Origin of the sequence: Vreelandella arctica, assembly GCF_037070215.1 — a bacterium.
Classification (GTDB): Bacteria; Pseudomonadota; Gammaproteobacteria; order Pseudomonadales; family Halomonadaceae; genus Vreelandella; species Vreelandella arctica.
In genome coordinates, this window is record NZ_JBANSN010000005.1 from 88913 (window position 1) to 111938 (window position 23026).

Consider the following 23026-nt stretch of genomic DNA (forward strand, 5'->3'; position numbering starts at 1 on the left):
TTAACCCAATCCTTGTTGGTAGGCGCTAAACAACGCCTCCGGGTCAAGCAGGGCAAGCGCTTGGCGCTCATCTATCTGCCATAACGCGCTAACGTAAGGAAGCAATGTACTGGAGAGCGTTTCGGGGGGTGGCTGTAGCAGGCTCTGGGCGATTTCACACACATCATCAAGCTGCTCTATGCGCACGCCGCTGCGAATACCCGATGCACTGACCAACAAAATCATGCCACTAGGCGTGCCTTCCAGTGTGGGTAAATCGAGCAGCGGCTGCAGATTTATTACCGACTCAATTTTGCCACGCAGGTGCAGCACACCCTCGGTAGATGCGGGTAGCCCTGGCACATAATAGACAGGCTGGTCGCTGGGTAAAATCTCACTCACCGCGCTACCGGGCAGCGCAAAACGCTGGCCGTTAATACGAAATAACACTAGCTGCTGCGTGGGCTCATCAACATCCACAACGCTTTCGTCATCATGGTGGGCAGCTAACGCTTCTTCCAATGTTTGGGAGATCTGCTGCTGATCATTAGCGTGGCTGTCGCGGGAGGTTTCAGAATTCATCAGCTAACTCCGTACTCACCTGATTACGACCCAGCTCTTTAGCGCGGTAAAGCGCCTGGTCGGAGCTTAGGCGCAGCGACTCGGTCGACGGCTGCTCGGGAAAACTGCTAACACCTGCGCTGAACGTACAGCGAAAGCGAACATCACCGGCGTGAAAATCAACCAGTGCAAAGTCTTCACGTAAGCTTTCGATGAGCCTAGCAGCCTGCTCCCCACTAACGCCTTTCAGCAATACGACGAACTCTTCACCGCCGTAGCGGCCGATAATATCCGAGAGCCGCAAGCGACTTTTAAGCAGCCTTGCCAGGGTGATAATCACTTGATCACCCGCTAGGTGGCCATGGGTATCATTCACTTGCTTGAAATGGTCGATATCAATCATCGCCATGGCGTGCTGGCTATCTTCACGGTGCGCCTGAGCGAGGGTCTTATTAATCAGTTCGGTCGTCGTGCTGTGGTTATACAGCCCGGTCATACTATCGCGGGTCATTAATGAGCGCAGCAAGCGCAGGCGTTCGACGCGCAGTCGCACGGCTGAAACAAGCTCTTCGGGCTGCACGGGTTTAGTCAGAAATGCTTCAACGCCAGCGGCCATGGCGGAAATCTGCTTTTGGCTATCCGTTTCACTTGAGAGATAAATGATCGGCAGGCCCAAGTGTTCCGGCTGCTGACGAATAATGGTTGCCAGTTCTTCACCCGAACAGACAGGCATATACACATCGACCAATAGTAAATCAGGACTAAAGTGGTCCAATGCATGAAGCACATCAGCGGGGTGGTGTACCTGCTGGGCAATCATACCGGCTTCTTCAAGCAATAAGGCGTGGTACGCAGCTGCTTCGGGCTCATCATCCACAATCAGCACCTTCAAAGGCTCTTCTGCCGTTGGGGCGGTGATTTCATCTACGGCCAGCATTAGGTCTAGCGGTTTCACCGGCTTGGTGAAGTACCCGTCGCAGCCTGCTCGAACGGCACTGAGGCGCGAGTGAAAATCGCCATAGGCAGACAACACAATGGTAGGGAGTGGCTCGCCAGTGAGTTTATTCAAGCTGGTGATGGTTTCAGTGCCGGCAGTTTGTCCTAAGGGGAAGTGGACATCCATAATCACCGCGTCTGGGCGACAGGTTAACACGGCGTTAAAAAATGCTTCCGTGTCGATAAAATGCACGACTTCATGGCCAAAGCAGCGCAAATGATGAATCAGTTGATCGACCTGGTCGGGCTCATCGTCACACAGGTAAATTAACCGCTGGCGCTTATTACGCAAAGGCTGGGCTTGGCTAGAAAACTCGAAGCTATTCACTGCCGCCAGCGCTTTCTGTTGACCATGGTGAGAACGCAGGTGCTGTTGTTCAGCCTCAAGTTTTAGTAACAGTTGGCTGATGTAAGCATCAATATCGCCACGTGGAGGCGCTGTAGTGAGGGCCTCTTCTGCCTGTTCTGCAAGCATCGCAAGGCGCTCAAAACCCAGTGAGCGACCGGTGCCTTTTAGGCTGTGGAAGAAACGATGCAGCTCTGGTGCTAGTCGCGTCTGTTCTTCCGCCGACAGGCGGCTATACTGCCACTGCTCCGTGGTTGTCGCTAAGCGGGGTGGCAACTGCTCAATAAAACGCTCACGCAGCTGATTTAGCTTATCGTGCAGCGAGGGGGCGGGCTTAGACATCAAACTACCTGCGTGAGTGATCGAAAGCGGCGATCCATTCCATCCATTATTCCTTCCACCTTGCGTTGCTTATTTATTAAGCGCCTGTTTGATGGCGGTTTCCAGGTTGCTAGCCAGCTCTGCATCTTTGCTCAGACAGGCGTTGAGGCCTGACGTCTGGCGCAGCTCTGCATCTGGCGTATCGCCGGTGAGTAAGATAAACGGCAGGTCATTATCTTGCTCACGGAGCATGTCCAGCAGCGCTAACCCGCTAATCAAAGGCATATGCATGTCGCTGACAATCAGCGCGATATCACTGTGTGTGTCCAGTTGCTCGACGGCGCCCATCGCATCAAAGGCTATTAAGGTTTCATAACCTTGTGATTCAATCAGTGCGGCCGTCATTTCCCCGGCAAGTGGATCGTCGTCTACGACCAGAATGTGCATCCCATAACCTCGTCATGATTGTTCTATAAGTGGTATTCGCGGTTAGCCCAGTAAAGCCTGAAGTGTCTCTACCAAGTTGTTTTGATCAAAGCTGCCCTTGACGATATAAGCGTCAGCGCCGACTTCAATGCCGCGTCGGCGATCGGCCTCTTTTTCCCGCGAGGTAATAATAATAATGGGCCGATGACGATAATCCTCATTTTCGCGCAGTCTGGCAGTCAGCGCAAAGCCGTCCATTACCGGCATTTCCACATCGGTCAGTACCGCGTCAAACGGCTCAGCCAGTGCTTTGGCTAAGCCGTCACGGCCATTTTCGGCCAGCGTCACATGGTAGCCCCATGCTTCGAGGACATCTTTTTCAATTTCACGGGTGTTTAGCGAGTCGTCGACCACCAAAATTCGCTGCGCGCTGGTTGATGATGGGCGCTCAACGCTTGGGTGCACAACACGACGTCGGGTTGCCTCCAATAAGGCGGGTACGTGCAGCAGGCTCACCAGTGCATTGCGCCCCATGGACACCATCCCCGATACCAGCGGTAAATGGCGTAGATGCCCAGGCAGTGGCTTGATGACCATATCGCGTTCATCAATCAGTGAGTCTATGATTAGGGCAAGTTTTTGATGGCGTTGATGAACGACCAGTAGCAGGGAAAATTCATTACTTGAGGCGGTGTTAGGCAGTTTAAGTAGTTGCGCCAGGGAGACGACGGGGACAAATTCATTGCGTAAAATTAGCGTGCGCTGCCCAGCGGCATCAATAAAGGTATCTGTTGAACACTCGACGAGTTCCGATACGTAAGGCGCCGTCACCCCCAAAGTGACGCCAACGACACGGACCAGCAATACCCGCATCATCGCCAGCGAAAGCGGCAAGCGTAGCGTGAAGCGTGTGCCTCGGCCACTGACGCTTGAAAGCTGTAAATCGCCGTTAAGCTCATCCACCACGGTGCGTTTTACCACATCCATACCCACGCCGCGGCCAGAAAAGTCGGTAATCATGCTTTTGGTAGAGAAGCCGGGCAGGAAAATAAGTTCTAACGTTTCTTGTTCGCTGAGCGCATTCAACTGTTCTTCGCTGACCAGCTGTTTAGCGAGCGCTTTTTGGCGCACCGCTTCAAGCGCAATACCGGCGCCGTCATCATGCATCTCAATCACCACCCAGCCAGCGTCTTGCCTCGCTTCGATGACTAGCTGGCCGCGGGGTGGTTTACCCGCCGCCTGGCGCTCGGCGGGGGGCTCCAAGCCGTGGTCTAACGCATTGCGTAGCAGGTGGATAAGCGGGTCAGAAAGGCGGTCAATCATTTGGCGATCAAGTTCGATCTCGCTACCGCGTACGCGACAGTCGACCTGCTTGCCAAGAGATTGGGCTAATTCACGCGACATCTGCGCGAAAGGGTCCAATACCACGCTGAGCGGCAGCATACGCATTTGCAGGGCGCGATCATGCAGGTCGCTCATCAGCGAATCATGCGTTAAAACGCTATCTTTCAGCTCTCGGTGAAAGGCTTGAAACGGCGACTGTTGATCGGCAGGAAGCGTAGCGCTCAGCTCACGCGCCTGATCGACGAGGGAGTGGAGGTGATGGTGGCCAGAAAGGACTTCGCCCATCAAGCGGATCACGTCGTCTAGTCGGTTCAGGCGCACGCGTACCGTATCGCTGAGACGTAATTCACTCTCCGTCACTGGCGTTGAGGGAGGGCGCTGGGCGGCGGTTGACGTAACGGGAACGGGTGGTGCACTAGGCTGAGTGGGCAGTTGGCCATGCGCGGCGTTTTCCAGCGCACTGCATAGCGCCGCATCCGCCGCGGGTAGCTCTTCACCCGTGGCCCCTTCAGCCAGCCGACCAACAAAGTCTGTCAGCTCATCAACCGCTTGGTTGAGCAAGCTTGTAATCTCAGGCGTTATGGTGAGCGTGCCTTCGCGTAAAGCGCTGAGCAGTTCTTCGGTGCTATGCGCTAGTGCCGTGATGGGCACCAGTTTCAGCATGCGCGATGAGCCTTTCAGTGTATGGGCAGCGCGAAACAGCTCGTTGATCTGCTCGCGATCAGCGTTACCCTGCTCCAAGGCATTAATCCCTTCGCGCAGGCGGGGCAAATGATCGGCAGCCTCCTCCACAAAGCGCTGTATAAAACGGCGTATATCCAGCGCCATGTTAATCCACTCCCTGTGTGTAACTGGTCGTTGCCAGTGTCATGTTAACCGCTTTCAGATGCCGTTCGGCTAGAAAGCGTGCATCGCCCGGTGGTAGTGGCGGGGCGATGGTCGCTAGCCCACCGTTTGAGGTCGGCGCGGCTTTTAGCAAGCGAGCCACGGCGGCATAGCGTCGTTGACGCTGTAACGGCTCGTCGGTGAGTTCGCCCTGGCGATAAAGCTCGGCTAAATAGAAGTGCGCGGGCCAGCACTCCGGCGCCACATAAATGGCTCGCTTAAAGTGGTCGTAGGCTAGGTGGGGCTGTTGTTGCCAACGGGCGACTAACCCGGCCAGTAACAGCGCATCAATTGACCACGGCTGTTGCTTAAGTAGCGCCTCTAGCAGCGTAGCGGCTTCGTCGAAGGCGTTTTGATCGAGCAGCCTATGGGCGGTGTAAAGCTGTTGGGTAATGCTGTCTGTTGTTTTGCTTTCCGCTGCTGGCTCATGGGGTATTGCGGGAAGTAAGTCATCCCCGCTAGCGATGTCATCGCTGCTTTCAATTCGTTCATCCGCTTTGTTATTGATGGCGACCGATGGCAACTGATGAGGAGCTGTAAAAAAGGCCGGAGATTGCTCGGCGCGGCGAAAATAAAAGACTCCCTGAGCTTCAGCCAGTTCAAAAACGCCCAGATCATTACCTAAGGTTTCGGTGACCCCGCAAAGTAAAATACCGTTCGGTGCCAGTAATTGGCTGAGCTGCTGATGAATATGGCGCCGCGTCTGCTCGTCAAAGTAAATCGATACATTGCGAAACAAGATGACATCGAACGGGCCGCCTGGGCTGCTCTCGTTGGCATTTAGTAAATTGAAGGAGTGAAAGGTCACCCATTCGCGCAGTGGTTCGTGAAGCTTAAAACGCCCCTGATAAGGGCTAAAGTAACGTTCCTTGAAGGCGGGCGAAAGGGCGCGAAACGCCATGCCGCCATAAACGGCTTGGCGTGCCTTGGCGAGCATTTGATGATCCAGGTCGCCACCGGTGATTGTCACCAGCTTTTTTGCGCGTTCACCAAAACGTTCATGCAGCAGCATGGCGACGCTATAGGGCTCTTCGCCAGAAGAGCAGCCAGCGCTGAAGATAGATAGGGGTGTATTCCTCGCGGCTAAACGCGTAGGTAAATAGGTGTTAACCAGCCAGTTCAAGGGATCCGGTTCGCGAAAAAAATAGGTTTCATTAACCGTCAACTGACTGACAAACTGCTCAAACAGCGCTGGATCACTGGTTAAGCGCCTGATTAACGGGGTAGTGTCGGTGAGCCCGGTGGAGGCTTTTAAGCTAGCGATTGCCCGGAAGAGCCGGGCTTCCGCCAAGCCTTCCAGATGCAAACCGCAGCGTTCATGAACCAGGCTTTTAAAAGGGGCCAACGCATTCATTCCGAGGGCTCCGGACGGCGATGGGTGAAGGCGCTTAAATCACGCATCAACCGGTCAGGAAGGCTGTCGAGCGGTAATTCATATTGGATAACACCCGCTTTGACCGCTTCTTGGTTCATACCATAAATAACTGAGCTGGCTTCATCCTGGGCGAAGGTGGTTCCACCTGCCTGATAAATAGCCCGCATGCCATTAACGCCATCGCGCCCCATGCCCGTCAAAATAATGCCGATAGCATCGCTACCGTAAACCTCAGCGACACTTGCCAACAACACATCGCAACTAGGGTGGTAGATAGATATTTCGGGGCTGGGTTGAAGCCGAAAACGGTGCCGTGGGGTCACGCATAAATCACACTCAGAAGGTGACAGGTAAATGTGCCCAGGGCGCAGCTGCTCGCCCTCTTGGCCAACACTGACCGGCATGGCACACAGCGACGCTAGCCACTGGGCCATGCCATTGATAAATCCATGGCTGATGTGCTGTGCGATCACAATCGGGGCTGGAAATCCGGCGGGTAGTAGGCGTAGTACACGGACTAAGGCTTGAGGGCCGCCGGTGGAGCAAGCAATGGCGATGACGTGTTGAAAATCCCTTGGTAGGCCCCGCGTTGGGGTGAGCGGTGCTGACATGGGGGTAAGTGGGGCAGGCGCCTTACTGCGACGCCGCAAGCGAGTAATGACTGACACCCCAGCGAGCAAGCGCACACGCTCTAACAGACGGTCTCCATCCGCCTCATCCAGCGAGGGTTTCGGCATGACTTCCAATGCGCCCACCTCTATTGCTTGATAAGCAGACTGTGCATCAGAACGGTCGCTGATCACCAAAATAGGGATACCTTTGGTGTGCATGATTTCTTCAATGGCACTTAGACCATCCATCACCGGCATGTTGAGGTCCATGGTGATCAGTTGCGGCACCAGGCGTTTAGCAAGCTCTACCGCTTCGCGGCCGTTGGTGGCTTCACCCACGATGTCAATGTCACCGTCACGGCTAAGGATATCGCGTAGCACGTCGCGGGCTACTTGGCTGTCGTCAGCAATGACTACCCGAATTACAGTCATCCGGTATCCTTATCAGCGGTTCTTTAAGTATTGTTAAGTATTTTTATGGGCTGTTTCTGTTTGAGCCAAGTTGAACTCCTCTACCAGCTCCTTAAGCTCTGCCGACATATGAATCATGTCTTGGCTGATCTCAGTAATACTGCGCACTGAGTGAGCGTTGCGTGAACTGGCGGTATCAATATCGCGTAGGGCGATCACTACTTGGCTACTGGCTGTTTTTTGCTGTTGGGTGGAAAGCGATATCTGTTGTGCTGCGCTACTGGTTTGACTAGCCGCTTTAAGCAGCGCCTCCAGATCCTGAGCGGTGCTCATACTTGCCTCAACGCCCTGCTCAATGGAAGCAGCACCTTTTTCAGACGCTATCACTAAACGATTAATCGCCGTCTGAATATCATCGGTATGGCTTTCAATCTCTTGGGTAGAGTCAGTCACGCTATCCGCCAAGCGACGTATTTCATTGGCCACCACCGAAAAGCGACGTCCTGACTCACCTGCACTTGAGGCTTCCAACGCGGCATTAAAGGCAATCAGCTTGGTCTGGGCTGCCAGGGTGTTGATCAGCTCCATGACCTTACTGATCTGTTTGGACTTGGTTCCCAACACCATGATTTCGGCCAGGCTCTGCTCGCTATCGCTACGAATGTCCTGCATTTTGGACTGTAGCAGTTGCATGGCGGTGCTGCCTTTACGGCTACGCTCTAGCGTTTGGTTGGCCACATCGACCACCGACTGGGAGTGATCGGCTATTTGAGTCGAAGAGGTGGAAAGCTCTTCCATGGTGGAGGTGATTTCGGCTACCGATGAGGCCATCTCTTCGACTGCCGCCGCCATGGTCTGGCTAGCTTCATGATGAATATCACTGCCGTGCACACCGGAAAGGCCGGCGGTGCTGGCAAGTCGTTCTGCTATCTGTGTCAGTGCCTGTGAATTCTTAGCTACCGCCACAATAGCGCGGGAGAGGCGTTCAAGGAGTTCATTGGTTTGATCCGCTAAATCGCCTAGCTCTGCTCGGTCATCGGTGCTGACCCGGCGCGTTAGATCTAAACTGTGAGTGATCTCTTTCAACTGGCGCTGAAATTGAACCACTGGTCGTACCAGCGTGCCGGTTAGTGGGTAGAGCACCAGTAAACCCACCAGCAAAATGAACAGCCCGATACCACTTGATTCCAGAAAGCGCTCACGGGTAGACGTCAGGTAGGTCTCTTTATCGACTTCGACCATTAGATAGCGCTGCAGCTCGGGTAACCAAAGCGTGTTGACCAATAAGGTTTGGCCGTCACGCTCAATGTCGTGTATCTGTAGCTGGTCGCCATTTTGAACGCGCTGCGATGCTTGTGCAGGCAGAGTATCCATAGTGGCTGCGTCACTACGAATAAGCAGTTCGCCTTCGGCACTAAGCAACGAGGCACGGCCGTATTCACCTAGCTGAAAGTCTTCAACGAGCGCGGCCATTTCAGAAAGATCAAGCGCGGCACCGGCCACCACTAAAGGCCGCCCGTTAGCGGCGTCTACTGCGCTGCGGTAATTAACGTACACAAAGGCATCATCGGGCGAGAAAGTATCACTATCCAAATTCAATTCGTAAGAAGCATTGCCATCAGTAAAATCGTAGTACCAGTCGTCTTCATTACCCGGCGGTTGAATAATGCGCTGCAGAAATTCACCGTTGCGCAGTTGGAAATAATAGCCTCGGCCTTGGTACTGCGCGGCGATAAACAGTAGTTCAGTATCCAGCTGTGCCATTAATCGCGTGAGGTAAGTGGTAATCTCACCCTGGCGTTCTTGAGGTAGCCCATCCTGCACCCACTGCTCAATAAAGTAGCTGTTAGCAAGGCTCTCAGAAACGGCCAAGTCCTTGCTGAGGCTAAGATTGATATGGGCGGCAAGCGCTTCGACCTGAGCCGGTAGCTCATTGTTTAGCAAGTTATCCAGCCGCGCCTGACTCTGTGAGCGAGCCTGAAGGTAGAGTGCCAGGAGCATTGCGAGCGCTAAGACCGTTCCAAAAGAGAGAAATAGCCGAAGCCGTAGAGGTAGGGATTTCCAGCGCGCCATCATGTTTGCCGTTGCTCCAAAATAAACGGTGTCCCTAACGACGCTGCTTAATAGCGCTCAGGGTAAAAAGTAGAGTGATACTTACCACTTTACTTAGGGTGGTAGCAACGATTTCAGCTTTTTTGTGAGAGCTGTCTAGCCTGTATTGACTAGTTTGGGTGCTTGCGTTTACACGATGGCGTGGGGCACAAAGCAGGAGGAGTCTTTGGTGATGCGGCCAACGTCTTCGCGAATACCCATGCCGCACGCGCGGTCCCCGACCACCCAACTGCCGATTAACGCATGGTTATTACCAAAGCGCGGCATGGGGTGATAGGCCTGGCGAATCCAGGGGCTGTCGGTGTAGGGGCCATCTACGGCCTCGCGATGGCCGGTTGGTGTGATCAGCTCAATGTTGCTGCCTTCCCGAGAGAAGAATGGCTTACGCACCCAGCCTGCTGGCAGCGGCGGGCTATTGGCATCCTCAAAAAACGCCGGTAGCAGGTTGGGGTGGCCCTCAAAGTGCTCCCATAGCAGCGGCAGAATTCCCTTATTAGAGAGAATCGCTTTCCAGGGCGGCTCAAACCAGTGGGTGTTTAGCTGCGGGATGTACTCGCCAAACGCATCGTCAGCCATCTCTTCCCAGGGGTAGAGCTTGAACAGTGCGTGGATGGGCTGGTTATCCAGATCAACGAAATGCTCGGCACCTGGCCGCAGGCCAATATCTTCGGTGTAGATAAATGGCGCTTTGAGCCCCGCCTGCACTGCGACATCCTGTAAGTAGTGCACGGTGGCGCGCTCTTCGGCGTTATCCTTGATACAGGAGAAGTAGAGCGTGCGCGCTTCAATGCGGTCACCAAGGTGCGCCATGGCATTGATCAGCCGCTCTTGGATCGAGTTGTACTGGTCAGCATGGCGGGGAAGAATGCCTTGCTGGATCGCTTGCTCAAGCCACACCCACTGAAAAAAGCCCGCTTCGTAGAGCGAGGTAGGGGTGTCGTAGTTGAGTTCCAGCAGTTTCGCTGGGCCATCGCCAGAGTAGGCAAAATCCATTCGCCCGTAGAGATGCGGCTGACCCGATTTCCATGAGTTGTGGATGCTGTCCCACATATGTTCTGGCAGTGCTAAGCGCTGCATTAAGGCATTGGAGTGGCAGACTTTATCGACCAGCTCCATACACATCTCGTGCACCGCTTCGGTAGGGCCTTCAATATCCCGCTCTACCTGCTCCATGGTGAACTGGTAGTAGGCGTCTTCTTTCCAGTAAGGCTCACCATCGATGGTATGAAAATGAAAGCCCAGCTCGTGAGCCAGGGCTTTCCAGTTGCTTCGTTCAGGGATATCGATTCGCAGCATGGTAGTATCCGATGAAGGCTAGGAGCCCCAGCCACCCCGGGCTGAAGAGCGTGAGCCAAAGCCTCGACGCTGAGAGGTCGCTACCGAGTTACGCATGGCATCGTTTCGCTGGTTTACCCGCTGGGTCGCCTGATTAGTGGCCGTATTCCAGTTGCCCTGATTTTGCCGGTTGCGGTACACGGGCTCCTGGTAAACCCGTTCAAAAGAGCGGCCACGGTTGGTGTTGGACATCATGCTGCCCACCATATAACCCATCATGGCGGGCATGAACCAACTGCCACCAGTGCTCCCCGTCGCCGCTTGAGACTGCTCGTCGGTTGGCGCGGTACAAGCGCCTTCACCATTCTCAGCTTCGCACTCTTCCAGGGTGCTATAACGCGGCACCGCTTCTAAAGAGGCTTCGTAGGCGTCTTCGCAGGCGCTACGGGTATAGACATTCTCCGCGACACAGGCTTCTACGCTTTCAAAGCTACGTGGCTCGTCAAATTCGATCTCAGTGATCTGCTCTTCCTGGGGCGGCTGACCACAGGCGGTGAGTCCAAAGGCGCTGGCGCCCATCATCGCCAATGACAGACGCGCACTACGTTTACGGCGGGGCAGATGGGGTGTGTGATCGTGTTTAGACATGCAGGCTCTCCTTTACCACGTCGTCGTTACCAAGTCATCGAAGCGGCGTTGAGCAAGCCGACTGCCACGGCCACACTGGCCATTAAAATGCCGTAGGCCTGATGGCCTTCGGTGATGTGCTGGGAAAGGCTTTCGCCCTGTTTGCGCAGAAACAGCTTAACGCCAAAGAAGGTGGCTAACTGAACGATAAAAGCGACGATGCCCCAAAGCACAAAATCGATAAAGTTGATCGAGTGCGCCATTGCGCTATACAGCGGAATGGTAAAGCCCAGAATGGAACCGCCGTAGGCGGAGGCCGCCGCCGCATTTCCTTCGCGAATCAGTGTCCACTCGTGGTGCGGGGTAATGCGGCTGTAGCAGTACATAAAAGCGGCAAGCAGTACAATCGCGGTCACTAGATAGGCGATAAATGACGGCAAGCCGTAGAGATAATTCACCATGGTGGTCGTTTCCTTTGAAATTACATAGCGTCGATATCGATGGAGGCCACATCAACCCCCACGTTTTGAACCAGCATAAAGCTGCCTTCACCGTCGTTTTCAGCGCTCAGCAGCAGGTATTCCATGCGTTCAGTATCTAGAATAGTGCGCTCATAGAGCATCGCATGATGGGTCACATGGCGTGCAGACACGCTCTCGGTGGTCATTACTTGTTCTTCAAAAACCACCGGTGGCGACCAAAGGCTGTCGCTATCCCCCCACACTCGCTGATACGTACAGGTGCGTGGCTCCTCAGTGGTCGAGGTAAGCGAGACGGTTTGAGCGCCAAGGCTGTCGGGCTGCTTATCTTCCCCGTTGATCAAATTATCAAATTCGGCATCCGAGAGATGGGCAACACGGTAAAAGTCGAACAGCTTATATTCAAGCACCTGACCGTTCTCAATATTGGCCTGCAGCCACGTATCGTTATCCAGATAGAAACGCACGAGGTGCGCCCCCTGGCCTAAATCGACATGCCCGACGGCGGCAATGTGGTGATAGGCATCGTCGTCCCAGTGAAACAGCGCATCGGCATGGGCGCGCAGGCCAATCAGCTTAATATTGACGCGACCATCCAGCCGCAAGCCTTCAAGATCTTCCTGGCTGACACCCATCGGCAGGCCTGCGGCTACCGGGCGGCCCGTTGCCTGCTCAGGCTGCTTCTGTGTAGTCGCGCGAAAAAGTGCTTTCAAGTTGTTAAGCATGGCCTGCCTCGCTAATGAGCTGGTTTTAGAGAGAACTTACTCTTGTGGAGCGTTTTTCTTGGCTTTCAGGCGCGCTAACACATCATCCGCTTTACGCTCTTGACCGCCAATCCCGGCTGCCTTGAGGCGGGCTTCCAGCGAACTACCGCTCTCTTCCGCGGCCATGTCGTCAGCGGCCTGCATTTGCGCCGAATTAAGCTGCTGACGCTCTTTGATGCGATCGAGTGATTCCATAGCGCTGCTCATCGCGCTGTTCTGACCAGAGTGGCGAGACGCGACGGCAGATTGGGCTTTTTGCGCTGACTCGGTGGCTTTAACGACGCTCACCTGCTGCTTGAGCTGGCGAAGCTGGTTGTCGGTACCGCGAATGGCACCACGCAGTTTTTCGATGCTGGCATCGTACTCGCTAACAATCGCGCGCTCTGCCTCCAGGTCATCCTGTAGCGCCACCATACGTTCTGCCACTTCAACGGCGAGCTGTTCTTCGCCTTTATCCAGCGCGGCTTCGGCGCTTTTTTCCAGCTCGGCAATCTTGGCTTCCAGCGTGTCGGCTTTATTGCTGTTCAGCTGGCGCTGGCCCATCAAGCGGGTGAGCTCGGTTTTAGACTGGCTCAGGTGATTTTCCGAGTCGCGGATTTCCTGGTCTAAAATGCGCAGTGCCTGGGAATCTACCACTGTTTGACCGGTTTCAGTCGCTTTGCCACGTAGGGCGGTCATGATTTTGCTTAACATAAATAATCTCGCTTATACGTCACCTGGGTGGTGACACTAATTGATAATGGTGATTTGGATAATAGACGAACAATGGGTAAACGTTAGGCGAAGTGCGTTTGTATCAGTTCGGCGACGTCCATGGCTGCGCTGGCTGTGGCGTGCAGCTCAGCGCAAATTGACTCAAGCTTGGAGTCGCCAAACAGCTGTCCGTATGCCACATAAAAGTCGTGCCCGTCGATCTCGACAATACCCACAGAGGCCAGCGGTAACGAGATGCCCTGGCGCAGCAGCACTTCGTTAAGTTCGGCGCTGTTTTTGACGCTGTCGATGGCCACAATGGGCGCCATGGCGACCCACTCATTTTCGCTGCGCGAGAGGGTAATCGGCAAGCTGCCGTAGTCGTTGAGCTCCCAGATCAGCGTCTGGTTCGTCTCATCCAGGCTAATGGTCGCTTCGGGCCATTCAAGGGTCGCATTTTCGCTGCTGGCGGGAGCTGGTTGGCTGACTAACTTATATAGTTCGCTGGCAGTAATGCCACTTGTGACGGTAGGCGTAGTCAAGGTGATTTGCTCCATCGTTCGTTAAGTAGTTTCACCTTAACACTTAGTAGAGCAAATGGTTCCTTTTCCCAGCAAAGCGCTGGTAAAAGCCCCGCACGCGGCGGGGCAAAAGGGCGGCAGGCGTATACGGGCAGGAAAGAAAGCTATGGCGTGCGATAGGTATCGTTAAACTGTTTGCGCAGCTCGTTTTTCTGCACTTTGCCCATGGTGTTGCGGGGTAGTTCATCGACAAAGAAGACCCGTTTGGGCTGCTTATACTTGGCTAGCCGACCGTCTAGATGGCTGATCACCTTATCTTCATTAAGCTGATTTTCTTCAAGGTTGCCTTGCTGGCGCACCACCACCGCGGTCACGCCCTCACCAAAGTCGGGATGAGGTAGGCCGATGACCGCGGATTCAGCAACTTGGTCAAGTTCATCAATCACCTGCTCCACCTCTTTGGGATAGACGTTGTAGCCGCCTGAAATCACCAGATCTTTGTCGCGACCCACAATATGCACATAGCCCTGCTCGTCGACCATGGCGAGATCGCCGGTAATGAAAAAGCCATCGTCTAACAGCTCCTCGCGGGTCTTTTCGGGCATCCGCCAGTAGCCGATAAACACATTCGGACCGCGAATCTGCAGCATGCCGATCTCACCTAAAGGCACTTCATTGCCAGTTTCGCGATTGGTAATACGCATCTCCACACCGGGTAGCGGCATGCCCACGGTGCCTGCTCGCCGTGCGCCTTCATAGGGGTTGGAGAGGTTCATATTGGTTTCGGTCATGCCGTAGCGCTCAAGGATCGCATGGCCGGTTTTGGCTTCAAACGCCTCGTGGGTCTCGGCGGTGAGCGGGGCAGAGCCGGAGACGAACAGCCGCATGTTAGCAGTAGCGTCAGGCGTCAGGCGCTCATCCTGAACCAAGCGCGTATAGAAGGTAGGAACGCCCATCATCACAGTGCCACGGGGCAGCTCTTCGAAAATGACATCGGCATCAAACTTCGGCAAGAACAGCATACTGGCGCCTGCCATCAAAGTGACATTGCAGGCCACGAACAAACCGTGAGTGTGGAAGATCGGCAGCGCATGGATCAGCCGGTCATCGGCGCTGAAGTGCCACGCTTTCACCAATGTTTCAGCATTGGAGGCGAGGTTCTTGTGCGTCAGCATAGCGCCTTTCGAGCGCCCGGTGGTGCCGGATGTGTAAAGAATAGCGGCCAGGTCACGCTCGCCCAGTGCCACGATATCCTCCCTTGGCGTTGCTGCGCGGGCAGCTTCCATCAGGCTGCCATCGGCGGCGCTGCCTAGAGTGGCCACGGCCGGGCAGCCGGTTTCAACGGCAAGCGCTCGCGCTTCCTCTTCTATCTTGGATCGGCAGACAAACAACGCAGGCTCGGCATCATTCAAAAAGTAGCGGATTTCATCGCCGGTATAGCCGGTGTTGAGGGGTAAGTAGACCCCGCCAATGCGCAGGCAGGCCAAATAAAGCAGTATCGCTTCAGGACTTTTATCCACCTGCACAGCGACACGGTCGCCTTGCTTAACGCCCAGCTCAGTCAACGCACCGGCAAGTTTCGCGCTTATGCTCAGCGCATCGGTATAACTGTAGCGGCGGCCTTCACGAGTGGTAATGAAATCGGCGTCAGCGCGCTCGCGCATCTTGGCCGCAAAGGTTTCAAACAGGTTATGGCTCATTTGGTGGTCTCTCCCTTGGCCAGCTTGCGGGCACGACGAGCGAGGTCGCGCACCTCATTGGAGCAGGCAACGGTGCCCTTGGCGGTATAGTTTTCGTGGTTGCGTTCGATATCGTCCAGCACGTACAGGTAGTTGACCATCAAGCCTGCGGCCTGGTTAATGCCCTTCTCGGAGATATCGCCCAGCCAATTGATACGATGCAGCTCTGCGCCATTGCCAAGGTGGAAACGGGCCACCGGGTTCAGCGGCAGGCCGTGGCGGTTCTTCTCCTCAGCTAAGTAGCGCGCCGCCAACGGGCGGATCGCGGCTTTCAATGGCTCCTCACGGGTTTTATCTTGATGCCAGCCAGGCGTTTCAAGCCCTTTTAGCGACTGACGCAGTGACTCGGGCAACTGCTCATCATCGCGCTGTTCTTGTAACCACTGGGCGAAGCCGGGCACCGGCGAAAGAGTGACGAAGTATTTCAACTGCGGCAGCTCTTGAGACAACTCCTGCACCACTTGCTTGATCAAAAAGTTACCAAAGGAGATGCCGCGCAGACCGGTCTGGCAATTGCTAATACCAAAGAACGCCGCGGTATCAGCGTCTTCAGGTTCTTCGATTGCTTTTTTAGCGCTACTTTCGCCCGCCCTTTCTCCCGATAAAATAGGCTGAATACGGCTGGGCAGTCCCTTGTGCAGGGCGACTTCCACGAAGATCAACGGCTCGTCGCCAATCGCTGGGTGGAAAAAGGCGAAACAGCGGCGATCACGTGCATCCAGCCGCCGACGTAGATCGTCCCAGTCCTGGATTTCGTGTACCGCCTCGTAGCGGATGATCTTCTCAAGAATCGAAGCGGGGGTATTCCAATCAATGCGCTTGAGCATCAAAAAGCCGCGATTGAACCAGGAGCCGAACAGGTGAGCAAAATCGTCGTCAATGGCCTTCAGCTCAGGCTGCTCACGCAGCAACGACAGAAGATCTTCACGCATTTTAACCAACTCATAGGTACCATCGCTGGCCAGATTTAAACGCCGGAAAAGTTCCTGGCGCCTAGGTTCGCTGGCTTCAAATAGCCGCTGTAAAGTGGGGTTGTCGCGGGCTTCCCGATACGCCGTATAGGCCGCATCAATAGGGCCTGGGTCGGCGGCAAAGTCTGTTATTAAACGGTCAAAGAAACTATTTTTTTCAGTTGCCGGGAGCCGCTGGTAAATCGCCAAAGCACGGCTTGCTAGCGCAATGCTGGAGGCTTCGCCATCGCTTTCCAGCAACTTGTGGCAAGCGTTGACCAACTGCTGATGGTCGGGCGTCACTGTCTCAGGCTGACGTCGCCGTAACAAGGCATCACGCTGGGTGATGTTGTTAAACAGCTCCTGCAAAAACATCATGTTCATGGTCGAACTCCTTACCCCATGATCAAGTTAGGTAGCCAAAGCGCGATGCCTGGGAAAAGGCATAACAACAAAATTCCCAGCACCATGCATAGCGCGTAGGGCAAGCTCCCCATCAGAATGTCGCGCAGTGAGATATCCGGCGCGATGCCTTTAATAATGAACAGGTTGAGACCTACCGGCGGTGTGATCAGGCCGATCTCCAGGTTGATGGTCAAAATTACCGCAAACCAATAGGGATCAAAATTAGCCGCCAGGATGATGGGCAACAAAATCGGCGCCGTCATTACGATCACGGCCACGGGCGGCAGGAAGAAGCCAGCTACTAGCAAAAAGAGGTTAATCACCCCCATCAGTGCCCAGCGGTTAATCTCCAGACCAGCAATCGCGGCTGCCACCGTCTGGGTGATGAACATGGAGGAGAGGGCGTAGGCGAATACCTCGGCGGTGGCGATCACCAACATGATCATCACGCTTTCACGCAGCGAGTCGCGCATGATCAGCTTGATGGGGCCCAGCTGCCACATGCGGTAAATCAGGATGGCCAACGCCAAACAGAGAAATGCCCCAACGCCAGCGGCTTCAGAAGGCGTTGCCACCCCGCCGTAGAGGGCAAACAGGATGCCCGCGACCACGCCAAGGAAGGGCAGCACGCGCACTAAGGCCTTTAGGTTGGTATCGACATTCTGTTTAACATTGTTTTTGAGCCGTTCGACGGACTCTGCCATTGGGTTGTTATAACCACCGGCCATCTTGCAGGCGATCATGGTCCAGATCATGAACAGGCCAGCGAGCATGAAGCCCGGCACCACTCCGGCAATAAACAGCCGACCAATCGAGGTTTCGGTGGAAATGCCGTAGATGATCATGGTGACCGACGGCGGAATCAAAATGCCCAGGGTACCGCCCGCTGCAATACAGCCTGCTGCCACGCCATCGGGATAGCCGCGCTTGCGCATTTCAGGAATGCCCATTTTACCAATTGCCGCACAGGTGGCGGGGGATGATCCCGACAGAGCCGCAAAAATGGAGCAGGCGCCAATATTGGAAACCGCCAGACCGCCGGGCAGTTTGCCCATCCACAGATCCAGCGAGCGATACAGGTCACGCCCGGTGGGGGAGGAGGCCACTGCGGCGCCCATCAAAATAAACATCGGAATGGCGACAAAACCAAACTCTGCGATGCGGTCAAAAAAGGTTTCCCCGAAGTAGGTGAGCTCAGCAAGGCCACGGTCGTAGATCAGTGCCAGCAGCGATACACCGCCCAGGGCGAAAGCGATAGGGGTGCCAATGGCCATCAGAGCAATCAGCGCGATGGCAACGATAATGCCTAACGTGATGGGATCCATACTCAGTTCTCCCCACGCAAAATTTCAGCTATATACTGCAGCGAAAGTAGGGTGGCGCCGACCGCCATAGGCAGTAAGGCGGGCCACAGTGGCGGATTCCATACCGAGCCGGTGGTCCACTCGCCGTGGAGCGCCTCAAAAACATAGACCCAACTGGCATACGCCAATGCAGCGCAAAAACCTAACCCAAACAGCGACGCGATCAAGCGCATGATAGTGCGGGTAATACCGCCTAGCGCATCGGGAACAATCGTGATGGCGACATGGCCGCCAGTCATCAATACATAGGGGCTGCCCATCAACATCGCTGCCGTTACTGAGAAGATGGTGAATTCAGTCTGCCAACTGGTGCTCATTCCCAGTAAGTAGCGAATAAATACCATCTGACAAATCACGAGTACGCCAGCGATAAACAGGGCGCAGGCCAAGTAGGCAGAAAGCCGCGAGAGCTTGTCCATGACGCGAATGTAGCCGCCAATGATGCCCCGCCGCGCAAGGGCAGTGTGTGTCGTTGCAGGTGCCATAGTTCCCTCGTCAAGCTGGTTATCTCACCAAGCCAAGCAATCATCAGTAGAACGCGGCCATTCCTGTCGGAATGGCCGTGCCGTAAGGCGATTGGCTATTGCTTACTCGACGGCCAGCGCCGCATCGATAATGGCTTGGCCGTTGGGAACGTTCTCGGCGAAGTTTTTGTAGGAGGTTTCCTTAGCGATATCGAGCCAGGCGTTGTAGTCGTCCTCGCTCATGCTGACCACCTCCACGCCATTCTCTTCGTAGAGGTCGACCATCTCCTGGTCAATGGCGGCGGCCTCTTCCGCAAAGAACGCCTCGGCGGCTTCACCTGCTTCCATCAGGGCTGTTTGCTGCTCTTCGTTGAGCCCTTGCCATACCTGCTCGGAAATAAGAATGGGTTCGTACATGTACCACAGCGCGAAGTCGCCGGGCTCGGTCAAGCACTCAACCTGTTCGTAAAGCCGGAAGGAGATAAACGACATTGATGAGGTATTGGCGGCATCCAGCACGCCGGTTTGCATGGCGGTATAAACCTCGGAAGAGGGCATCGAGGCGATGGAGGCACCGGCGGCTTCCAGCATTTGTTCAAACGCAGGCCCGGCGGCGCGGAAGTTCTGGCCCTCGACGGTATCGGGGGACGTAACGCACTGCTCGCTAGAGGCAAAACCGCCCGATAGCCAAGCATCTGCAAGTACCCGAGCGCCGCCTTCGCGAATGACCTCTTTAATCATCTCCATATACTCAGAGTCATTCAGGCGTTGGGCATGTTCCTGATTACGCACCAACCCCGGCATCAGCGTAGCCGAGAATTCAGGATGGCGGCCGCTAGCGTAATCCAGCGGTAGAGAAGTGATGTCCAGGCGACCACGGGCGATGGCGCCCCACTGTTCACGCGCTTTAAACAGCGATTGGCCGGGATAGACTTCAATGGTCAGCCCGACATCTGCATCGGCTACTTCGCGGGCCATCATTTGCACCATTTCATCACGCACGTCCCCTTGGCCACCGGGGAATTGATGCGAAGCACGCAGTACGGTATCGGCAGAGGCGTGTGACGCCGCAATGGCGAGGCCTAGGGCGGCGGCAGTTGAGATTAAATAGCGTTGCATGTGGCGTCTCCAACAATTGTTGTTGTGTGTTTGGATGAGCTTTATATGTTTATCAGAAGATCTGATATATATTTCAATAGCGCTTAAATATGCTAATGTCAACTTTATGACAATTTTAATGGCCTGAAATAAGTCGCGATCCATGGAGGTAAACATGACGGGCACCAAGCGCTCCAACGCTCAGCGATTAAGGGATTCTCTTGAGGATGACATCATCAATGGCCGCCGTTTGCCGGGAGAGCGCCTGGACCCGGAAGCTTTGGGGCGTGAGTTTCAGGTCTCGAGGACGCCGGTGCGTGAAGCTTTTCAGCAGCTGGTGGCGAGTGGCCTAGTGACGGTTTCGCCCAAAAAAGGCACCTTTGTGGCGAAGGTAGGAATTGATCAATTGATCGAGATGTTCGAGGTCATGGCGGAACTTGAAGGCATGTGCGGGCGCCTAGCGGCCCGCCGGATCACCGAGCCCGAGCTGGTCGCGCTTCGCGAAGCACACCAACGCTGCGAAGCGGCGGCGCTGGCCGGTGATAGCGATGAGTATTACTACGAAAACGAAGGTTTTCACGACTGTATCTACACCGCTAGCCACAATGCCTTTTTGGCCAGCGAAGCGCGTCAGCTGAAACAGCGCTTAAAGCCTTATCGGCGCCTGCAGTTACAGGTACGCCAACGGGTAAATAATTCCCTTAGCGAGCACCAAGCCATCGTGGAAGCGATTGAAAAAGGTGATCCCTTGGCTGCACAGCAAGCGCTTAGTGACCATGTACTGATTCAGGGCGAGCGCTTTAGTGACTTCGTTTCCAGCGTCCGCCGTATGGAGGCACCGTTAGAAAGAACGGGCTAATTTTGGCCCGCTGATGGTTGACCTAGCCCCATGTCCGAATCGGTGGGGTAATGGTCCTTGCCGACATCGAGCGCAGCGCTGACACTCTCTCTAATGCTTCGATACCCCCGGAGAGAGATAGTGACTCGTCATATTGCCCTATTGGCTTACCCCGACTGCCAGCTGCTGGATGTCAGCGGCCCCTGGCAGGTGTTTGCCAGCGCCAATGCGTTAAGCCCCCAGCCGCTCTATCAGTTGACCCTGATTGCCGATGCCGTCGGCCCGGTTGTCACCAACGGCGGCCTGGCCGTGCATGCCACCCACACCTACCAGCAACTTACTCGTTTACTGCCCCTGGATACGCTATTGGTAGCGGGCGGCAGTGGCGTGATGCAGCAGCGTGACATAGCCGCCGTGAAGCAGGTGCTTGGTGAGATCGCCCCAGAGGTGAGGCGGCTAGGTTCTATCTGCTCCGGGGCATTTTTGTTAGCCGCTGCAGGGTTGCTGGATGGGTGTCGCGTTACCACCCACTGGCGTCATGCACCTCAACTGGCTGAGGAGTACCCCGCGCTAAGCGTCGAGCCCGATGCGCTGTATATCGAAAGCAACGGTCGCTACACCAGCGCAGGCGTCACGGCGGGTATTGATCTGGCGCTTTCGCTGGTAGAGGCGGATCACGGTGCTGATCTTGCTGGGCGAGTGGCTCGTGAGTTGGTGGTATTTTTGCAGCGCCCAGGGGGCCAGTCGCAGTTCAGCGAGATACTGCGACACCAACAAGAGGCAGGGCCGCTGCGCCGCTTGCTGGATCAACTCCACGCCGACCCCAGCGTAGACCACGGGCTTGAGAGCATGGCCGATCTGGTGGCCGTCTCCACGCGTCATTTAACCCGACTGTTTAGACGCCACCTAAATACGACCCCGGGTGCTTACCTGACCCAGCTACGCCTTGAACAAGCGCGCCTGGCACTGCTCAGTAAACGCGAGCCGGTCTCCCTTGAGCGGCTCGCACAACGCTGGCGACTGGGCGGTGCAGAGCAGTTGCGCCGTCAGTTTCAGCGCTACTACGGTGTGTCACCTTCGGTCTATCGCCAACGTTTTGCGTCTTCCCATACCGATCCACTTCAGGAGAGCGCCTCATGCCTTTAACCGTCACACTGTTATCGCTTTGCCAAGCGCTGCTGGTCACCGGCAATGTCCTGCTGATTGCCGTCTCGCCACTGATTGGCGCATCGTTAGCCCCAAACGCGTCTTGGTCGACCGCTCCGGTTGCCACCCAGTGGCTTGGACTGATGTGCGCGACCATTCCTGTTTCGTTGATCATGGCAAGGTTGGGCCGTAAGCGCGGTTTCATGCTGGGCAACCTCGTTGGTCTAATCGGCGCGCTGGTTGCTGTGCAGGCGCTGATCGGCGAGCGCTTTGGGCTGTTTTTACTGGCAACTTGGTTAATTGGTATCGGCATTGGCTTTGGCCAGCTCTATCGCTTTGCCGCGGTAGAAGCTGCGCCTACGCCGATGCGTGATCGCGCGATTGGCTTGGTAATGGGGGGCGGTGTGCTGGCCGCGTTTGCCGGGCCATGGCTGGCAAGAGTAAGCCGTGAGCTGGGCGAAGTGCCGTTTCTGGGCAGCTTTGTGGGTTTAGCCGCGCTCTACGCGTTGGCCTTGGTGGTGTTGATGCGGACACAACTACCACCCGCATCTCGCACCCATGGCGAAGGCATCGCACTGCCGCTGGGTAAGATAATGCGCCAGCCTGGGTTTATTGTGGCAGTAAGCGCGGCGATGGTTGGGTACGGCGTGATGAACCTGACCATGACCGCCACACCACTCGCTATGGCGGGAGCCGGACACCACTTTAACCACGTTTCAATGACCATTCAGTGGCACGTAGTGGCGATGTTTCTGCCCTCGTTCTTTACCGGGCATTTGGCTACCCGTTTCGGCGCCAAACAAGTCATTGTGGCAGGTTGCTTGCTACTGGTGGCGAGTGCTTTAGTCGCACAATTAGGTATCAGTTTAGCCGGTTTCAATGTGGCGCTGATGTTGCTGGGGCTTGGCTGGAACTTTACTTTTCTGCCCGCCACCGGGCTGCTCACCGAAAGCTACCGTCCGGTGGATAAAGCGCGAACACAAGCAGCCAACGAGTTTCTGGTGTTTGGCACCGCGGCTATCACTGCGCTGCTCGCTGGGCCCTTGGTCAGCGGCTTAGGCTGGGCGACACTTAACTTGCTGTTGATTCCCGTTGCGTTGGTACCGTTGATGGTGCTGCTGTGGCAGCGAAAAAGCAGCATGGCATCATCGAAGATTTGAACGTGTGCTTACACACTCTGCAGATGCTCTTCTATTAGACTTAATGCTTTGAGTTGAGTGGCAAAAGGTTATAGTAAGTCACTTGGCTCTTTTTTAATGTCTCTCGGTTTTAACGTCTCTTGGTTGTAACGTCTAG

Annotated in this window: 21 protein-coding genes; 3 read left to right on the forward strand and 18 right to left on the reverse strand. The window is 55.2% G+C overall.

The genetic code is table 11. The features are described 5' to 3' along the window. From V8L70_RS06105 to dctP, 18 genes are all read right to left on the reverse strand, one after another. Positions 1-561, reverse strand: coding sequence for a chemotaxis protein CheW (locus V8L70_RS06105; protein ID WP_101148112.1), 561 nt, complete (start codon positions 559-561; stop codon positions 1-3). Then, on the reverse strand, positions 551-2224 hold the full coding sequence (locus V8L70_RS06110; protein ID WP_101148111.1) for a diguanylate cyclase: 1674 nt from the start codon (positions 2222-2224) through the stop codon (positions 551-553). Before V8L70_RS06110 ends, V8L70_RS06105 begins: the two co-directional genes overlap by 11 nt. Before the next feature lie 69 nt (positions 2225-2293). Beyond that, the gene (locus V8L70_RS06115) at positions 2294-2650 is read right to left on the reverse strand and encodes a response regulator (RefSeq protein ID WP_101148110.1); all 357 of its coding nucleotides are present in this window, start codon (positions 2648-2650) and stop codon (positions 2294-2296) included. Positions 2651-2692: 42 nt separating this feature from the next. Further along, on the reverse strand, positions 2693-4801 hold the full coding sequence (locus V8L70_RS06120) for a hybrid sensor histidine kinase/response regulator (RefSeq protein ID WP_101148109.1): 2109 nt from the start codon (positions 4799-4801) through the stop codon (positions 2693-2695). A gap of 1 nt (position 4802) precedes the next feature. Beyond that, positions 4803-6212, reverse strand: a complete 1410-nt coding sequence (locus tag V8L70_RS06125; protein ID WP_101148108.1) for a CheR family methyltransferase — start codon at positions 6210-6212, stop codon at positions 4803-4805. Beyond that, positions 6209-7276, reverse strand: a complete 1068-nt coding sequence (cheB, locus tag V8L70_RS06130; protein WP_101148107.1) for a chemotaxis-specific protein-glutamate methyltransferase CheB — start codon at positions 7274-7276, stop codon at positions 6209-6211. The genes V8L70_RS06125 and cheB overlap by 4 nt, the downstream gene beginning before the upstream one ends. Before the next feature lie 33 nt (positions 7277-7309). Then, positions 7310-9331, reverse strand: coding sequence for a methyl-accepting chemotaxis protein (locus V8L70_RS06135; protein WP_101148106.1), 2022 nt, complete (start codon positions 9329-9331; stop codon positions 7310-7312). A gap of 165 nt (positions 9332-9496) precedes the next feature. Next, a complete protein-coding gene (locus tag V8L70_RS06140; protein WP_101148105.1) occupies positions 9497-10663 on the reverse strand; it encodes a glutathionylspermidine synthase family protein in 1167 nt (388 codons plus the stop codon). Positions 10664-10681: 18 nt separating this feature from the next. Further along, a complete protein-coding gene (locus V8L70_RS06145) occupies positions 10682-11290 on the reverse strand; it encodes a DUF1190 domain-containing protein (protein ID WP_101148104.1) in 609 nt (202 codons plus the stop codon). A gap of 26 nt (positions 11291-11316) precedes the next feature. After that, positions 11317-11730, reverse strand: coding sequence for a DUF350 domain-containing protein (locus V8L70_RS06150; RefSeq protein WP_101148103.1), 414 nt, complete (start codon positions 11728-11730; stop codon positions 11317-11319). 20 nt (positions 11731-11750) lie between these two features. Continuing rightward, positions 11751-12473 carry a DUF2491 family protein gene (locus V8L70_RS06155; RefSeq protein WP_101148102.1) on the reverse strand — a complete coding sequence of 241 codons (723 nt, stop codon included), beginning with the start codon at positions 12471-12473 and terminating at the stop codon, positions 11751-11753. Positions 12474-12509: 36 nt separating this feature from the next. After that, positions 12510-13205, reverse strand: coding sequence for a PspA/IM30 family protein (locus V8L70_RS06160; RefSeq protein WP_101148101.1), 696 nt, complete (start codon positions 13203-13205; stop codon positions 12510-12512). Positions 13206-13288: 83 nt separating this feature from the next. Beyond that, positions 13289-13747 (reverse strand): DUF2170 family protein, encoded by a 459-nt coding sequence (locus V8L70_RS06165; protein WP_232774986.1) that lies wholly within the window; start codon positions 13745-13747, stop codon positions 13289-13291. Positions 13748-13890: 143 nt separating this feature from the next. Next, positions 13891-15426 (reverse strand): malonate--CoA ligase, encoded by a 1536-nt coding sequence (locus V8L70_RS06170; protein ID WP_101148099.1) that lies wholly within the window; start codon positions 15424-15426, stop codon positions 13891-13893. Beyond that, on the reverse strand, positions 15423-16799 hold the full coding sequence (locus V8L70_RS06175) for a malonyl-CoA decarboxylase (protein WP_101148098.1): 1377 nt from the start codon (positions 16797-16799) through the stop codon (positions 15423-15425). Before V8L70_RS06175 ends, V8L70_RS06170 begins: the two co-directional genes overlap by 4 nt. 11 nt (positions 16800-16810) lie before the next feature. Beyond that, positions 16811-18145 carry a TRAP transporter large permease gene (locus V8L70_RS06180; protein WP_101148097.1) on the reverse strand — a complete coding sequence of 445 codons (1335 nt, stop codon included), beginning with the start codon at positions 18143-18145 and terminating at the stop codon, positions 16811-16813. A 2-nt stretch (positions 18146-18147) separates the two neighbouring features. Next, a complete protein-coding gene (locus tag V8L70_RS06185) occupies positions 18148-18669 on the reverse strand; it encodes a TRAP transporter small permease subunit (protein ID WP_101148096.1) in 522 nt (173 codons plus the stop codon). A 102-nt stretch (positions 18670-18771) separates the two neighbouring features. After that, positions 18772-19767 carry a TRAP transporter substrate-binding protein DctP gene (gene dctP, locus V8L70_RS06190; protein ID WP_101148095.1) on the reverse strand — a complete coding sequence of 332 codons (996 nt, stop codon included), beginning with the start codon at positions 19765-19767 and terminating at the stop codon, positions 18772-18774. Positions 19768-19921: 154 nt separating this feature from the next. Between dctP and V8L70_RS06195 the strand changes: the two genes are divergently transcribed. From V8L70_RS06195 to V8L70_RS06205, 3 genes are all read left to right on the forward strand, one after another. Then, on the forward strand, positions 19922-20605 hold the full coding sequence (locus V8L70_RS06195) for a GntR family transcriptional regulator (protein ID WP_101148094.1): 684 nt from the start codon (positions 19922-19924) through the stop codon (positions 20603-20605). A 120-nt stretch (positions 20606-20725) separates the two neighbouring features. After that, the gene (locus V8L70_RS06200) at positions 20726-21730 is read left to right on the forward strand and encodes a GlxA family transcriptional regulator (RefSeq protein WP_101148093.1); all 1005 of its coding nucleotides are present in this window, start codon (positions 20726-20728) and stop codon (positions 21728-21730) included. Beyond that, entirely contained in the window at positions 21721-22890 is a 1170-nt protein-coding gene (locus tag V8L70_RS06205) for an MFS transporter (protein ID WP_101148092.1), read from the forward strand. The genes V8L70_RS06200 and V8L70_RS06205 overlap by 10 nt, the downstream gene beginning before the upstream one ends. The last annotated feature ends 136 nt before the right edge of the window (positions 22891-23026 follow it).

Coding starts and splice junctions, on each gene's coding strand:
- V8L70_RS06105 (WP_101148112.1), bottom strand. CDS start 561: ATGAATTCTGAAACCTCCCGCGACAGCCACGCTAATGATCAGCAGCAG.
- V8L70_RS06110 (WP_101148111.1), bottom strand. CDS start 2,224: ATGTCTAAGCCCGCCCCCTCGCTGCACGATAAGCTAAATCAGCTGCGT.
- V8L70_RS06115 (WP_101148110.1), bottom strand. CDS start 2,650: ATGCACATTCTGGTCGTAGACGACGATCCACTTGCCGGGGAAATGACG.
- V8L70_RS06120 (WP_101148109.1), bottom strand. CDS start 4,801: ATGGCGCTGGATATACGCCGTTTTATACAGCGCTTTGTGGAGGAGGCT.
- V8L70_RS06125 (WP_101148108.1), bottom strand. CDS start 6,212: ATGAATGCGTTGGCCCCTTTTAAAAGCCTGGTTCATGAACGCTGCGGT.
- cheB (WP_101148107.1), bottom strand. CDS start 7,276: ATGACTGTAATTCGGGTAGTCATTGCTGACGACAGCCAAGTAGCCCGC.
- V8L70_RS06135 (WP_101148106.1), bottom strand. CDS start 9,331: ATGATGGCGCGCTGGAAATCCCTACCTCTACGGCTTCGGCTATTTCTC.
- V8L70_RS06140 (WP_101148105.1), bottom strand. CDS start 10,663: ATGCTGCGAATCGATATCCCTGAACGAAGCAACTGGAAAGCCCTGGCT.
- V8L70_RS06145 (WP_101148104.1), bottom strand. CDS start 11,290: ATGTCTAAACACGATCACACACCCCATCTGCCCCGCCGTAAACGTAGT.
- V8L70_RS06150 (WP_101148103.1), bottom strand. CDS start 11,730: ATGGTGAATTATCTCTACGGCTTGCCGTCATTTATCGCCTATCTAGTG.
- V8L70_RS06155 (WP_101148102.1), bottom strand. CDS start 12,473: ATGCTTAACAACTTGAAAGCACTTTTTCGCGCGACTACACAGAAGCAG.
- V8L70_RS06160 (WP_101148101.1), bottom strand. CDS start 13,205: ATGTTAAGCAAAATCATGACCGCCCTACGTGGCAAAGCGACTGAAACC.
- V8L70_RS06170 (WP_101148099.1), bottom strand. CDS start 15,426: ATGAGCCATAACCTGTTTGAAACCTTTGCGGCCAAGATGCGCGAGCGC.
- V8L70_RS06175 (WP_101148098.1), bottom strand. CDS start 16,799: ATGAACATGATGTTTTTGCAGGAGCTGTTTAACAACATCACCCAGCGT.
- V8L70_RS06180 (WP_101148097.1), bottom strand. CDS start 18,145: ATGGATCCCATCACGTTAGGCATTATCGTTGCCATCGCGCTGATTGCT.
- V8L70_RS06185 (WP_101148096.1), bottom strand. CDS start 18,669: ATGGCACCTGCAACGACACACACTGCCCTTGCGCGGCGGGGCATCATT.
- dctP (WP_101148095.1), bottom strand. CDS start 19,767: ATGCAACGCTATTTAATCTCAACTGCCGCCGCCCTAGGCCTCGCCATT.
- V8L70_RS06195 (WP_101148094.1), top strand. CDS start 19,922: ATGACGGGCACCAAGCGCTCCAACGCTCAGCGATTAAGGGATTCTCTT.
- V8L70_RS06205 (WP_101148092.1), top strand. CDS start 21,721: ATGCCTTTAACCGTCACACTGTTATCGCTTTGCCAAGCGCTGCTGGTC.